We start from the raw sequence: 15,111 nt of genomic DNA on the forward strand, positions 1-15,111 counted from the left end.
GGGGAGGAGCTTATAAGGGTGAATAAGTATAATTTCAGAATGAAACGTATTTTTGCAAGTTTCCTTAGTTTTATTATTATCTGCGGATTCATTCCCGCCATGTCGCTCACCGCGAGGGCTGAAGTGTCCAGATCAGGAAATGATTTGACTGTAGTGACAACGCCCTTTGAACTTCAGGGGGATACAGCAGCGGATAATATGAAGGTTGAATGGAACCCTGTCAGCGGGGCAACGAAATATAAACTATACCGGTCTGATGCGGACAATGGCAATTATGTGGAGCTGGCATCTTCCGCTTCCACCACATACGATGACTATGATTTGAACACAAGCATGACCTACTACTATAAGGTTTCAGCAATCGGAGCATCTGGAGTCATTGCTACTTCAGAGCCTGCTGCCGCACAAGCTGTCATCGAACCGGCTGCCGGTCTTATGACATATGACAATACCAAGGTATCGTTCTTGAAGCTGAAATCCAAGCTGCTGTTCGACGGCATTTATTATCAGTATGCATTTCAGAGTGACAGTTCCGGCTTCACACAAATTGTAGAGCAAACTTCCAGTGACGGTCTGAATTATAGCGGCAATCGGGTCATTTTGTCGAAAACCGACAATCCGGAGCTAAACGCGAATAAATTTGAAGCCGTCAGCATTGTAAAACATGGCTCCAAGGTGGTCATGTGGGCGCATTATGAGAATAATGCGGATTACACCCTTGCAAGGGTTGCCAGTATTTCCGGAACCCCTGGAGGCAGCTTTACTTACCACGGCAGCTTCCAGCCGCAAGGGAATCAATCACGGGATCTAAACTTTTTTGAAGATGATGATGGCAGCGGGTATCTCGTCTCCGCGTCCGATAATAATGCGAATCTGAAAGTGTATAAACTGAATGAAGACTGGACAAATATCCTGCCTGCGGACGTTTATCCCGCTGTCACACTGCTTGCCAATCAGCAGCGTGAAGCGCCTGCGATGATCAAAAAGGATGGCTGGTATTATCTGTTTACCTCGCAAACCGCAGGCTGGTATCCCAGTCAAGGCGGGTATATCTCAGCACAGTCTATTCCGGAGCTTGCGGACGCGCCGCTCCAGCCGATCGGTAATACTGTAACATTCGGCGCCCAATCCGGCGGAATCGTGCAAATCGGCGACCATTATGTGATGATGGCGAACCGCTGGAGCGGCGGCTGGGCTACCCCGGATCCTGCGCTCGGCGGAGCATGGTCCTCGCAGCGCATGCTGCCGATCACTTTACAGGATGGTTATGCTGCGTATGATTATTACTCCAGCATTAAATATAATGCCGATGCCGGTGTTGTCATTCCGGTGCAGAGCGGGAAGATTCTCTCTTTAAACAAACCGACAACATTGTCGGCAAGCGATTCTCCTGGGGCAGCCGGCTACACTGCCGACCAAGCCAATGACGGGATCAGCTATGCAGAGAACAATTTCTTTCAACCCGGTGCGAACACAGGAACCTTTACCTGGACAGTCGATCTTGGGAAGGAATCCGCCATCAGCCAGATTGATGTCACCTTTAGGCTCACCAAGGGTTCGGAAACCTACAGCCAATATATATTGAGCGGCAGCAAGGATGGAAACAGCTTTACTACGATCAAGGATCAGAGCAGCAATAGAATTGTCGGCTTTAATGAGAATATCATTTCCGATCCGAACACATACCGTTATGTCCGGATTCAGGTCACCGGTGTGAAAAGGGCAAGCAATAACAGCGATTTGAACGCTGACTGGACACGCGGCTTCAATGAGCTGACCGTATATGGCACACCACCTGCAGGCAGCTATACCAGTGTTCCGGTTGGAGCGGCATGGTACGACAACGAAGGGAAGTCAATTCAAGCCCACGGCGGCGGCTTTGTACAGCAGGGCGGCTGGTATTATTGGGTCGGTGAAGACAAATCCCTGAATTCTCACAATACCAATGGCATTAACCTGTACAAATCGAAAGATCTGCTCAACTGGGAACTCGTGTCCACCATCCTGTCTAATACTACTAATCCCGGCTATACTTCGGATTCAACTCCCGGGCTCATCAGTTCCCAAACCGGGCAATTCAATATGGAGCGTCCAAAGCTGATATACGATCAGGCCAGCGGGAAGTTCGTGCTGTATGCCCACTGGGAGAATGGAACTGACTATGGGAACTCCCATATCCTGATTGCTTCGGCAAGCTCGGTGGACGGTCATTATACCGTGCTTCATAATTTCCGCCCGGGGGCGGGACATGTTGGCGACCCTGCTGAAACAGATGCATCCTATACCGGTTCGGACGGTCTGTGGGGTTATGGGTCCCGCGACTTCACTGTCTATCAGGATCCCGGCACCGGAGAAGCTTATCTGATCAGTACGCAGGATTGGCAGAATATGCGTGTATACAAGCTTACGGAGAATAGCACAAATGTCGACTGGGAGCATTCCTATCAGCTGTTTGGCGGCGGCAAGAGAGAAGCTCCGGCGATGATCAAATCCGGCGGAGTATATTATATTATTACCTCCAGCCAATCTGGCTGGTATCCGAACCAGGCTATGTATTCCTATACTACCGACATTAGCAATCCGGATGGCTGGTCTGCTCTTCAGCCGTTAGGCAACAACACTACCTTCTATAGCCAACCTACGAATATTATGGAGGTTAAGGCTGCGGATGGCAGCATCAAATATGTGTATATGGGCGACCGCTGGAATCCCGATGTTCTTGGCGCTTCCTCCTATGTATGGCTGCCGCTCAACATCGACAACAGTACACACACGATGACCATGAATTATACGCCCGGATGGTCGCTGAATCCGGACAACGGAGTATTTAATTATCCGGATGTGACCAATGTGTCGCAAGGCAAACCTGTGGACGGTGAGGATAATGTTGTAGCAGGGAAGCTGCTGAAATATATTAATGACGGTTCGTACGCTGAAGCTGATACATGGTCAGCAGATACGCTTTATTATCAGCAAAAGAAGGTTCCTTACTCAGTGACGTTTGATTTGCAGGATGTCTATGATCTGTCGCGTGTGGACCTCAGCTTCAAGCACCACAATGGTTCCGAAGCTTATTATGCCTATACGGTTCAAGGCAGCAATGACAACAAAAACTGGATTGTCCTGGCCGATGAGACCCAGAATAAAACAGCGGGCTTCAAGAGCGACATGCTGAAGGGCAAATATAGATATGTGATGCTGAACATCACTGCAGTCAAGAATGCCCATAACAATAATTCTACCGCGGACTGGTCGAATGGATTGCTTGAGGCGCAGGTGTATGCGAATAATCTCTCCAAACCGCTGGCCGCCTTACCGGCAGCAAGCGAAGAGGGCGGAACCTACACATCTGAACAGGCGGTTACGCTCTCAAGTACAACAAGCGGTGCCAAGATTTATTACACAACGAACGGCGCCGAGCCTACGGACCGGAGCCCGCTTTATGCCGGTCCGGTCAGCTTAACTTGGGGTCATACGGTTCTCAAGGCAGTAGCCTATGCGGACGGCATGGAGTCAAGCGGTGTGCTGAGCAAAGACTTCAATATTATTGACCCTAATGTCATTGTGTCAGTGACCAGTCCAACGGAATTTGCCGTCACGGCTGATGAGGGGGCGGCAGGTCTTCCAGCTACCCTGGGAGCGGTGAATGCACTTGGCAATGCAGTTACTTCCCCGGTATCCTGGAATACGGCTGGCCTTACCTTCAGTCCTTATACTTCGATGAGAGTCACGGGGATTATGGCCGGCGGATACCAGGTGAATGCCACGGTTGATGTGATAAATGCCAACCTGACCTATTTTATCAGCGGCGGTTCTATAGGAGTGTCCTCCTTCTTCACGGCTGCCAAGACCAGACTGGACGGACAACTGGTAAATTCGGTGTCCGATCAGGCATACGACGGGCAATGGGGCTATACGGGTAAAGTTGACACTGACATCGGATATCACACCAGTACAAACGGCATTTATGAGAGCGGCTGGTACGCCTACGGAGACAAGAGCATTGATTATACCCTGCATCTGGATCCCGGATCTTATACCTTGATCTCAGGCTACAAGGAATGGTGGGGCGCCACCCGTGGCATGAGCTTCTCGGCCAAGAATTCGGCGGGCACCGTGCTTGCTTCCAAGAATTTCTCAATCAACAAAAATACTGCAGCCGATCAGGAGGAGATCGGATTCACCCTTGAAAAGGCTGACAATGTGCAGATCAGCGTAAGCAAAGTCAGTGGTAGTGACCCTGTGCTGGCATGGCTGGCGGTTGAAAAGAAAATGCCGGTCACAACTGCTGTAATCTCGCCGTCTTCACCCGACGGGAATCTGAACTGGTATGTCAATCCGGTATTGTTGACCCTTGACGCTGCTGAAACGGGGGGAACCGTAACAGGAACAGTATACAGCGTTGATAATGCTACCACCTGGAGCACATATTCCGGTCCGGTTACTTTCCATCAGGATGGGCAGTATTCCGTGTCTTATTATTCAACCGATTCGCTGGGGGTAGAGGAATATCCGAAGAACATTACCTTCCAGCTGGATCAAACGGGGCCAATTACCACGGCCACTCCGAATTCCGCGAATCCGATTGAATCCGGCAAGTATAGCGCGCCGGTTACGGTTACACTGGCGGGGACAGATAACCTGTCAGGGATGGCAAAGACGGTATACAGTATAGATGGCCAGACATGGCAGACCTATTCTGAGCCTATTGAATTGAACCAGAGCGGACAGTACATTGTGGAATACTACTCTGTTGACAATGCAGGGAATACGGAAGCGGCGCAATCACTGCCTATTACTATCAATCTGGAATTGCCAACCCATTCCGGCAATACGGATTTGGCTGCCATTCACTTACAGATGGCTGCAATAACTCCGGCTTTCGACAAGGATATTATAGACTATACGGCTGTGGTGCCTGGCAGCATGGCTTCAATCACTGTAAGTGCCAGCGTGTATGACCTGGATTCAACCCTATCCATAGACGGAATAGCTGTTGCCAGCGGGGAAGAGCTATCGCTCAGTCTGGACTATGGTGAGAACAGCATTCCAATCCAGGTAACTGCCAAGGATATGCTGACGACCAAGACATACACCGTAACAATCTTACGTGAATTGAGTATTCCAGCTACGGCACAGGAAATAGCAGCAGGGATTACAGCTGTTGCAGCGCCTGCCAGGGATGCGGCCAGCTTGACGCTGCCGGCGGTGCCGGACGGATTCAGCATAGCCATTAGATCAACGGATAAGCCGGACGTGATTACAACAGATGGAGTCATAATACCGCCTGGCACAGATACAGAAGTGCACCTTGTGTTTGTTGTGACCAGGATCTCAGACCATTCAGAAGCGGATACGGCAAGCCTCACTGTAACGGTACCGGGAAGGACACCGGCAGTAACAGGCGGCAATACTAAGAACACAACTGGAGCTGTGCCGGGATCTGCACCTAACCCTACATCAACGACAGAACCAGCCCGCGATCCGGCGAAGCTAATAGTTAAGGCGGAGCTTGATAACGCAACAAACGTTGCTGTTGCAGTTGTTTCAGAGGCAGACATTACAGAGGCATTTGCATTCGCCCGGGACAATGATGAGGGTACAAAAGTGATCCAAATTGAATTGCCCGGAGTTAAGGGCGCGACAGCATATGAACTGCAGTTGCCTGCTGCAAGTCTGACTTCCAGAGATCATACAAAAGTAATACAGATTAAGACGGTTCTTGGAACAATGGCGCTTCCTGCCCACATGTTCTCAGCGGGGGAACTGGGCAATGCCAAGACGGTATCCGTTCAAATTGCAGAAGGGGATACTTCAACAATCCGCCAGGCACCGGTTATCTCTCAGATTGGAACCAGACCTGTAATTGAGGTGACCATGAAGGCGGATAACAAGACCATCACCTTCAACAACGCCGATATTCCGGTTAACGTTTCAATTCCATACGAACCGGCAATCAATGAAGCGAAAGAGGCTGACCATCTTGTAATCCTGTATATGGATGACAATGGTGCCGCAGCATCGGTTCCAAGCGGAAAATATGATCCTGAAATGGGAGCCATGGTATTTACCACTACTCACTTCAGTACATTTGCGGTTGCCCAGGTCTACAAGACTTTCGCTGATATCTCTGGTATTGGCTGGGCGAATACCCAGATTGAAGCACTGGCTTCCAAAGGAATCATCAATGGAACTTCGGAAACTGCCTATTCTCCCCAAGAGAAGATTACAAGAGCAGATTTCATCAGTCTTCTTGTATCAACACTCAGTTTAACGGCCAAATTTGATACGAATTTTACTGATGTTAAATCAACCGATTACTATTATAATGCTATTGGCATAGCCAAAGTGCTGGGAGTGACTGACGGAACCGGCGATAACCGGTTTGATCCATCTGCTAAGATCAGCAGACAGGATATGATGACCTTAACGGCAAGAGCCATGCTTATAGCCAACAAGCTGAAAGCGATGGATGGAACTGTACGCGATCTTGGCAGCTACTCAGACCTTTCCAAGGTAAGCTCTTATGCAGTAGAGAGCGCAGCAACTCTTGTGAAGAACGGTATTGTCTCAGGCAGCGGCAATAATATTGCACCGCTTGACTATGCAACAAGGGCAGAAACTGCTGTAATTCTCTATAACGTATACAAAAAATAACTGAGGAAGCTAATTACTTATTTTGGCAATGAATACAAGAGCAAATGAATAAATAAACATACCGTTTTCTTCGAAACGGTATGTTTGCTTTGGTTCAGGCTGTAGATTGAATTAGGTATTTCTTCTGAAAAGGGGCAGTGAATGGAGACAACTTGCAAAGTTCTGATTGTTGATGATGAGATGCTGGTACGTCAAGGGATTATACATCTCCTGGACTGGAGAAGCGAAGGATTTGAAATTGTCGGGGAGGCTGCGAATGGCAAAGAAGCACTGGAGATGGTCGATTTATTCCAGCCGCATATCATCTTAACTGATGTGGTGATGCCTGTGATGGGCGGAGAGGAATTGACCAGGATCGTTAAGGGAATATATCCGGAAACTGAAATAGTGGTTCTCAGCAGTTTCGGTGAGTTTGAGTACGTCCGTTCAACCTTTAAAAGCGGGGTCGCTGATTATATGTTGAAGCCCAAGCTGGATAAGGTATCCTTGCTGGCTGTATTAAGGAAGACTGCTCAGCGTATACCGGCACTCAAGTATATGGAATGGACAAGTGAAAAAAAACAATCTGTAGATTATTTTCTGGACAAGCTGATTGCCGGGTATCAGAATGACTACCATCCTGCGGAAATAGATTCGATGTTTATCTACCCTTGCTTCGCTTTGCTGATTATAGCGGTGCAAGACAGCTCCTCTGCGATCAAGAGATATGAAGAATGGGTGGAATCCGGCTTGCAGACAGATATTGCACTTCTGGGTAAACCCTTTATCCTCCGCCGGATTTCGCATCAAGATCACTACATTAGATTCTTGCTTAACCTGGAGAGTACGAACAGGCCTGAGGCAATACAGGTTGCTGAACATTTGGCAGAAGCAGGTATCAGGGGGAATATGCCCTTGTGTGTGGCGCTTAGCCGGAACTTCTCTGGAATTGATGAAATTCATGAAGTGTACTCCAATGAAATTTTGAGGATTTTGGATCACCGTTTCTTTCTGCCAAACCGGAATTTATTGGTTGTTAATGAATATACAGAGGACAAAAGTAACGGATCTTTGTTTGATCACGAGGCTTTTAATGCAGAACTGAATCGCCAGGACTTTCACTTGGCCCTTCAACGTCTGAACAGTTATGTTCAGTCAATGCCAGGCAGGATGGATATAGACATGTTTGAGTTCAAATCATTTGTATGCCACAGCCTTTTCAATATTATAGGGACCTTGATGCATTTGCATTATGAAGCCGACGCTCTGGATAAAGGAAAGTATGAATACTTTCGTTTCATTCATGAAGCTGAGCATATTGAGGAAGTGATACCCCTTGTCGAGAAATTCCTGAAAAGTGCGGTGGATTGCGTCGAAAATAAATCAAACCCTCTCGGAATACAAAAAATATTACTGTTCATAGACGAACATTTCTCCAACCCTCTTACCTTAACGGATGTGGCAAAACATTTTCATTTCAATCCGTCTTACTTGTCCAATTATTTTGCGCTCCACAATAAGGAGGGGTTTATAGAATACCTTAACCGGGTGCGCATTGAAAAAGCATGTGTGCTCCTAAGAGAGAAACCACACCTTACCATATCTGAAATAAGCAACCTGGTGGGATACTCCGATCACAGTTACTTCACCAAAGTGTTCCGCAAGCTTATGGGGACCTCGCCCAGTCACTATCGCAAAAAGTAACAAGAAGGGGTCTGAAGCTGAAAATGAAAAGGCAGATCAAAAAAATCACCGATCAAACTTTGTTCAGTAAAATATTCGTTGTTATGTCAATAAGCATTATTTCTGTAACGATATTAACTTCCTGGGTTACGGTGCAGATGTCACAAAAGCTATTCGTGCAGACCTTCAGTATAACGAATTCCAAAATTATTGAGCAGATCAAAAGCGGATTGCAGTCCACTCATTACTCCAACGTAAATATCGCGATCAATGTAGCGCAAAGCGGCGCGATCAAAAGCTTCCTGACTGAAGCGAATGGGAATTCTCTGTCGAACTTCAAAACGACTTTTAGCATGAATGATCAAATGAAACGGATTCAATCAGGCATCGGGGCCAAAAATGTAGGAATTGTTGTTGTGGGTGTTAATGGAAAAAGCTATGCCAGCAACCGCACCTATTGGTCAGGTCCGCCAGGGGAATTGCTGCGCAATCCCATTACGGAGAATACCTGGAATCATAATGGTCAAATGCTGTACAGCTATATGGCAGGCGGCATATGGAACTCCGCAGAGCCCTATGTGGTAGCTTCCAAAGAATTGATTATGCCGGAAACGAAAAAATCGTACGGAACCCTGTTCATGATGATTAGAGAGAATGAATTCCGCAAGAATTATGCCAGCTTTACCAGCAAAGGCAACGATGTGATCATTTTGGATCAGCATGGGCTGATTGTTTCCAGCAACCGGCAAGAACTGCTCGGAACGGAATCGCCCGAGATTTTGAAGAATGCGAGGGATATCCAGCAGTTGGGCCTGGTCAGCAAAGAAATGAAGATTTCAGATCAGGAGGTCATTGTTCTGGCGGATTATTTGCCCCTGTATGATTTTTATATCGTAAATATCATTGATAAGAATACCATGCTTAACCATATGCTCAACCGGAAAGCGGTAATCTTCATTAGTGCCGGCATCATTGCGGTAGCTGTACTCGTGGTGTATTTCATAACGAAGAGACTGACGAAATCTTTACGGACACTGGTTAAGAAAATGTCCAATGTAACCAAAAAGAATTTCCACAATTATATGTCGGTTACCGGCAGCTATGAGACCAAACAACTCAGTAAGGCCTTTAATTATATGCTTGATGAGCTGAATGCATATGTCAGCCAGCTCGTTGAAACGCAGAATGAACAACGAAATGCCGAACTGGCCGCGCTTCAACAGCAAATCAATCCCCATTTTCTGTATAATACGCTGGCGTCTGTTAATATGCTGGTTCAGCGTGGAAATAAAGAGATGATTACGGAAACCATCCATTCGCTTATCTCCCTCTTGCAGAATACAATCAGTAATGTGAAAGAAACGATTTCTGTAGAACAGGAATTGCTGAATCTAAAACATTATGTGTTCATTAATCAGGTACGTTATGGTGATCAGATTAAGGTGGATTACTTCATTTCCCCAGACTGCTTGTCTTCGCAAGTACCCAAGCTTGTCCTCCAGCCTTTCATCGAAAATGCATTTTTTCATGCCTTTAATATAAAAAGTGCCGGCTATATCTATGTAGTCATTACCAAAGAGAGAGATTACCTGCTGTGCGAGGTCGTGGATAATGGTGACGGAATGGAACTCGCTGGCGACCAGGACACCATACCCAGTCCTTCCAGTGCGAGACAGCTTTTCAATGGCATTGGAATCCGCAATGTTCATGAGCGCATATTGCTTTTGTACGGAGAAGAATTCGGGGTATCCATATCCAGTACTCTGGGACAGGGCACCAAGATATCCATTAAACTGCCAGGTTAAGCAAACCGATGCTGTAAAACGCATCAAAATATAAAAAATATGCCAAATGCAAAAATACTACAATGTTTCTTATTGGAAGCGAATTCAATAGGCAATAATATCACTAATTATTACAAATTATATTCTAACTGATTAATTCCTTCGAATGTTATCCTTTTTAAGTAAGCACTTTCAAATCAATGTAGGGGGATAAACATGAAGAGACAAGTTTCTGCTGTATTACTTGCTGGCTTTTTACTTTTGACGGCTTGTTCAAGCAAATCAAATGACACGGCAAATTCCACCGACAGTGGCGGGAATCAAGGTTCCAGTAAGGAAATTACGGTCTGGGCATGGGACAAGAATTTCAATATCGCGGCGATGAATCAGGCAAAGGATGTGTACGTGAAGGATCATCCCGATGTGAAGATCAACGTTGTTGAATATGCTCAGGATGATATTATTCAAAAGCTCAATACCGGCCTGAATTCGGGAACAACCTCGGGTCTGCCCAATATCGTTCTGATTGAAGATTATCGGGCGCAGAGCTTTTTGCAAACGTATCCGGATTCATTTCAAGATTTAACGTCGTCCATTACGGCATCCGATTTCGCAGAGTACAAACTCGGACCCACGAGCATGAATGGAAAACAATACGGTGTTCCGTTTGATTCCGGCGTAGCGGGGATGTATGTACGTACGGATTATCTGCAGGATGCAGGCTATACGGTCGATGACCTGCAGGATATTGACTGGCAGAAATATATAGAAATCGGTAAAGCGGTAAAGGAAAAAACAGGCAAGGATATGCTGACACAAGATCCGAATGACCTGGGATTAATCCGGATGATGATTCAATCGGCTGGCTCCTGGTATTTGAAAAGTGATGGTTCCACTCCCGATCTGAAGGACAATGCGGCACTGAAGGAAGCCTTCCAGACTTACAAAGAGTTAATGTCTGCCGATATCGTGAAGATCACGTCGGACTGGAATTCATTCCTGGCCGGCTTCAACAGTGGGGACGTCGCATCGCTGCCGTCAGGCAACTGGATTACCCCATCGGTCAAAGCCCAGGCGGATCAAGCCGGCAAGTGGGCAGTCGTTCCGCTTCCGAAGCTGAAGAACACAGCAGGCTCAGTGCACGCTTCCAACCTTGGCGGCAGTTCCTGGTATGTATTGAACAGTGACGGTAAAGAGGCGGCTGCCGATTTTCTTGCCCAAACCCTTGGATCCAATGTTGATCTGTACCAAAGTCTGGTCACTGATGTAGGTGTAATCGGCACTTACAAACCTGCCTCTGAAGGAGATGCTTACAAAAGCGAGGATGAATTCTTTGGAGGGCAGGCAGTTGTTTCCGATTTTGCAAAGTGGACCACTGAGATCCCTAAAGTAAACTATGGTATGCATACGTATGCAATCGAGGATATCCTCAAAGTAGAAATGCGGAATTTCTTGAATGGCTCAGATATTGATAAGGTTTTGGGCGATGCCCAATCCCAGACTGAGGCTCAGATCAAGTAAGAACCATGATAGATTGACCGGGTGAACGCTGGCCTCCGATGCCGAGCTGTGCAAAGCGGAGGCCGGCGTTTCCTTTTTTATTTTTCGATATAGAAAGGATTTGAGTGAATTGAACCATACGATGCGTAACCGCACCAAACATACAGGCTGGTTATTTATTGCTCTAGCCGTGATTTTGATTAGCATATTTTATTTTTACCCGATGATTCAGGCGCTACTGCTCTCCTTTAAAACGGGTGCTGGAGCCAATTTACATTTTGATGGTTTAAGCAACTATAAGCGTCTTTTTAGCGACAAGACTTTCTTTACAGCAGTCAAGAATACCTTTCTCTTTCTAATTATTCAAGTCCCTATTATGATTATTTTCGCGATGATTATCTCGGTGCTGCTCAATGACAGCAAGCTGCGGTTTAAGGGCTTTTTCAGGACGGCCATTTTTCTTCCTTGTGTGACCTCGCTTGTTGCTTATTCCGTAGTATTCAAGTATCTGTTCGGGAATGATGGATTGATTAATCTCGCCTTAATGAAGATCCATCTGCTCTCCGAGCCTATCCAATGGATCTCTGACCCGTTTTGGGCAAAAATTACGATTATCATCGCCATTACCTGGCGTTGGACCGGATATAATATGATATTTTTCCTGTCTTCCCTGCAAAACATTGATCATTCCATTTATGAAGCGGCCCGTATTGACGGTGCATCGGCGGTAAAAACATTTTTCTCCATCACGATACCTCTATTAAAACCTATTATTCTCTTTACATCGATTACATCGACTATCGGAACACTGCAATTGTTTGATGAGATTATGAATATTACGAAGGGCGGGCCGGGTAACGCGACCCTCTCCATATCCCAATATATTTACAATCTTTCATTTAAATACACGCCGGACTTTGGCTATGCTGCGACCGTTTCCTATTCCATAGTGATCATGATTATTGTGTTATCTTTCCTTCAAATTAGATTGGCTGGTGATGATAAGTAATGAGAAAATTGAAGCGTACAGGAATCTATCTCTTTCTAGTGGTTGTCGCAATCGTTTCTATTTTTCCGTTTTTGTGGATGATTATCAGTTCCACCAATCTCTCGGTGGATGTAACCCAGGGCAGAATGCTCCCGGGAAGTCATTTTATCGACAATTTTAACAAACTTACGGATTCCATTAATTTGCTTCCCTCTATGTGGAATTCGCTTAAAATCGCCTTATCCACCACAATCCTGGCATTGCTTGTTGCTTCTCTCGCCGGATACGGCTTTGAAATATACCGGAGCAAAGCGAAGGATATCGTATTCAATGTGCTGCTGCTGTCAATGATGATCCCATTCGCGGCGCTCATGGTTCCGCTGTATCAAATGTTCTCCAAATTGTCGGGCACTGTCCCCATCATTGGGATTAACACGATAGCTGCGGTCATCCTTCCAACATTTACAACAGCATTCCTGATTTTTTTCTTTCGCCAAAATACAAAAATGTTTCCGAGGGAGCTGCTGGAGGCAGGGCGCATGGACGGATTAAGCGAGTTGGGCCTGTTCTTCCGTGTCTATATGCCAACCATGAAAACCACGTATTCAGCCGGTGCGATCATAACCTTCATGTCCAGCTGGAATAATTACTTGTGGCCGCTTATTGTATTGCAGACACCGGAGAAAAGAACCATTCCGCTGCTGGTCTCCAATCTCGGTTCCAGTTACTCTCCGGATTTCGGGATGATCATGACGGCGATTGTAATCTCAACGATTCCTACAGCATTGGTGTTCTTCCTGATGCAGAAACAATTTGTTGCAGGGATGGTGGGTTCAGTTAAATAGTTGGGCAGTGTGACGACCGCCTGCAAACAAATAGGACCTGCCATTATGATGGCAGGTCCTATTTGTTTGCCCCTTTCCAGGAGGGAACGGTGTCCGAACACAAGCAATAAATCAAAAAAATGTGCCAGTTGTAAAAATACTGCTAATTACCATCAACAGAGTGGAAATTATATGCAAAAATATCCCTAAATTGAATAAAGAGAGTTCTAACGACAGGAAAATTTGTAATGGTATTATGAATACGATTACAGATAACGCTTTCATTAGAAGTCATGACAGAGGCGGAGGACAAGCAACAGAGAGAGAACACTGTACTGAAAACATAAACAGAAAAGGGGGGTAAGCTCCAAGGGATAGTATATTAAATACACGTAATCTTCAGACGAATTTTATCAGCATAAAGGAGGGGGAGAATTGGAGCATGAACAAGCTTATAAAAGGAATTTCAATTATTGTAATTGCTATTCTGACCACTCTATCGTCAATATCAATTACATTTGCTGCGAATAAGCCATTAACCGATTACGAGACGCATTGGGCCAAGAAAACTATTGAATCAGCCCTGGCGTCGGGAATTATGAAAGGTTATCCGGATGGAACCATCAGACCGAATAACAATATTACCAGAGCGGAATTTTTCTCTCTTGTAAACAATGCATTCGGTTTTGACAAAAGTGCGCCTATTACGTACAGCGATATTAAAAGCAGCAACTGGGCTTATCCGGTCATCGCCACAGCCCAGGCAGCCGGTTATATTACAGGTTATCCAGATGGCACGATTCGTCCAGGGAGCCATATTTCAAGGCAAGAAGCCGCAGTCATCATAAGCCGTATCGATTCTCTTAAGCCGGGACCGGAAGCGCTCCCTTTTACGGATGCTTCCAAAATTGCCGTGTGGAGCAAGCAGGCTGTCCTTTCCGTATACAGTGCAAAGATTATGAACGGCTACCCGGATGGAAGCTTTAAACCTGTGAACCCGATTACGCGTGCCGAAACTCTCGTGACTGTGCTTAGAGCATTAGATGCCCGTCTTGTTCCGGATGACACGGAAGAAATGGAGCCTCCGGTTGTTCCTGTACCACCCGTGACAGGTAATAACGGCAGTTCTCCAGGTGGTAATGGCAACGGCGGCGGCGGTAATGGCGGGGGCGATGGCGGTTCTTATACCGATGTCGTTGAATATTTGATTGCTGCAAGCTTTACCGGAGCCTTTACCTCCGACTTAAAGGTGAGAATAAACGGTCAGTTTATAACCGATTATTCCCTTTATTACAATAATGAGCTTGTCGCTACCACCTCTACAGGTACAATTACCACGGTGAGCAACGTATTCAGTGATCTGTCCAAATTAAAGATTCTGTATAATGGCTCATACTATACTTCTTCGGGCAAAGGAGGCAGCACAATTAGCGAAGTAGAACTGTTAACCCGGGCGAGTTTTGAAAATGCCTTGACCGCTGACTTGAAGGTGAAAATGGATGATCAATTTATCACAAGCTACTCACTTTACTATAATAATGCAATCGTTGCAGCAACCACTGATGGCGTGATCACAACTGCGAATAATATATTTGGCGATCTGTCGAAATTAAAGATCCAATATAACGGAGCTTTCTGGACAGATACGGATTCGACAGTAGGGACATGGTAGCTTATGAAATTTGACCCAATAATA

7 protein-coding genes are annotated in these 15,111 nt (G+C 46.1%); all 7 read left to right on the top strand.

Annotation, left to right across the window (positions count from 1 at the left end; genetic code table 11):
* Positions 1-39: 39 nt before the first annotated feature.
* The 7 genes from PBOR_RS13305 to PBOR_RS35445 all read left to right on the top strand — a co-directional run bounded on the left by PBOR_RS13305 (position 40) and on the right by PBOR_RS35445 (position 15,087).
* A complete protein-coding gene (locus tag PBOR_RS13305; protein WP_218918905.1) occupies positions 40-6,657 on the top strand; it encodes an OmpL47-type beta-barrel domain-containing protein in 6,618 nt (2,205 codons plus the stop codon).
* 141 nt (positions 6,658-6,798) lie between these two features.
* Positions 6,799-8,340 (top strand): response regulator transcription factor, encoded by a 1,542-nt coding sequence (locus PBOR_RS13310; protein ID WP_042212292.1) that lies wholly within the window; start codon positions 6,799-6,801, stop codon positions 8,338-8,340.
* A gap of 23 nt (positions 8,341-8,363) precedes the next feature.
* Positions 8,364-10,124: a sensor histidine kinase gene (locus PBOR_RS13315; RefSeq protein ID WP_042212294.1), complete on the top strand. Its 1,761-nt coding sequence runs from the start codon at positions 8,364-8,366 to the stop codon at positions 10,122-10,124.
* 195 nt (positions 10,125-10,319) lie between these two features.
* Positions 10,320-11,624, top strand: coding sequence for an ABC transporter substrate-binding protein (locus PBOR_RS13320; protein ID WP_042212296.1), 1,305 nt, complete (start codon positions 10,320-10,322; stop codon positions 11,622-11,624).
* 121 nt (positions 11,625-11,745) lie between these two features.
* The gene (locus PBOR_RS13325) at positions 11,746-12,612 is read left to right on the top strand and encodes a carbohydrate ABC transporter permease (RefSeq protein ID WP_042219368.1); all 867 of its coding nucleotides are present in this window, start codon (positions 11,746-11,748) and stop codon (positions 12,610-12,612) included.
* Positions 12,612-13,436, top strand: coding sequence for a carbohydrate ABC transporter permease (locus PBOR_RS13330; RefSeq protein ID WP_042212299.1), 825 nt, complete (start codon positions 12,612-12,614; stop codon positions 13,434-13,436). Before PBOR_RS13325 ends, PBOR_RS13330 begins: the two co-directional genes overlap by 1 nt.
* 421 nt (positions 13,437-13,857) lie before the next feature.
* The gene (locus tag PBOR_RS35445; RefSeq protein WP_052429464.1) at positions 13,858-15,087 is read left to right on the top strand and encodes an S-layer homology domain-containing protein; all 1,230 of its coding nucleotides are present in this window, start codon (positions 13,858-13,860) and stop codon (positions 15,085-15,087) included.
* Positions 15,088-15,111: the final 24 nt, after the last annotated feature.

The sequence above is a fragment of the Paenibacillus borealis genome (assembly GCF_000758665.1).
Taxonomy (GTDB): Bacteria; Bacillota; Bacilli; order Paenibacillales; family Paenibacillaceae; genus Paenibacillus_AQ; species Paenibacillus_AQ borealis.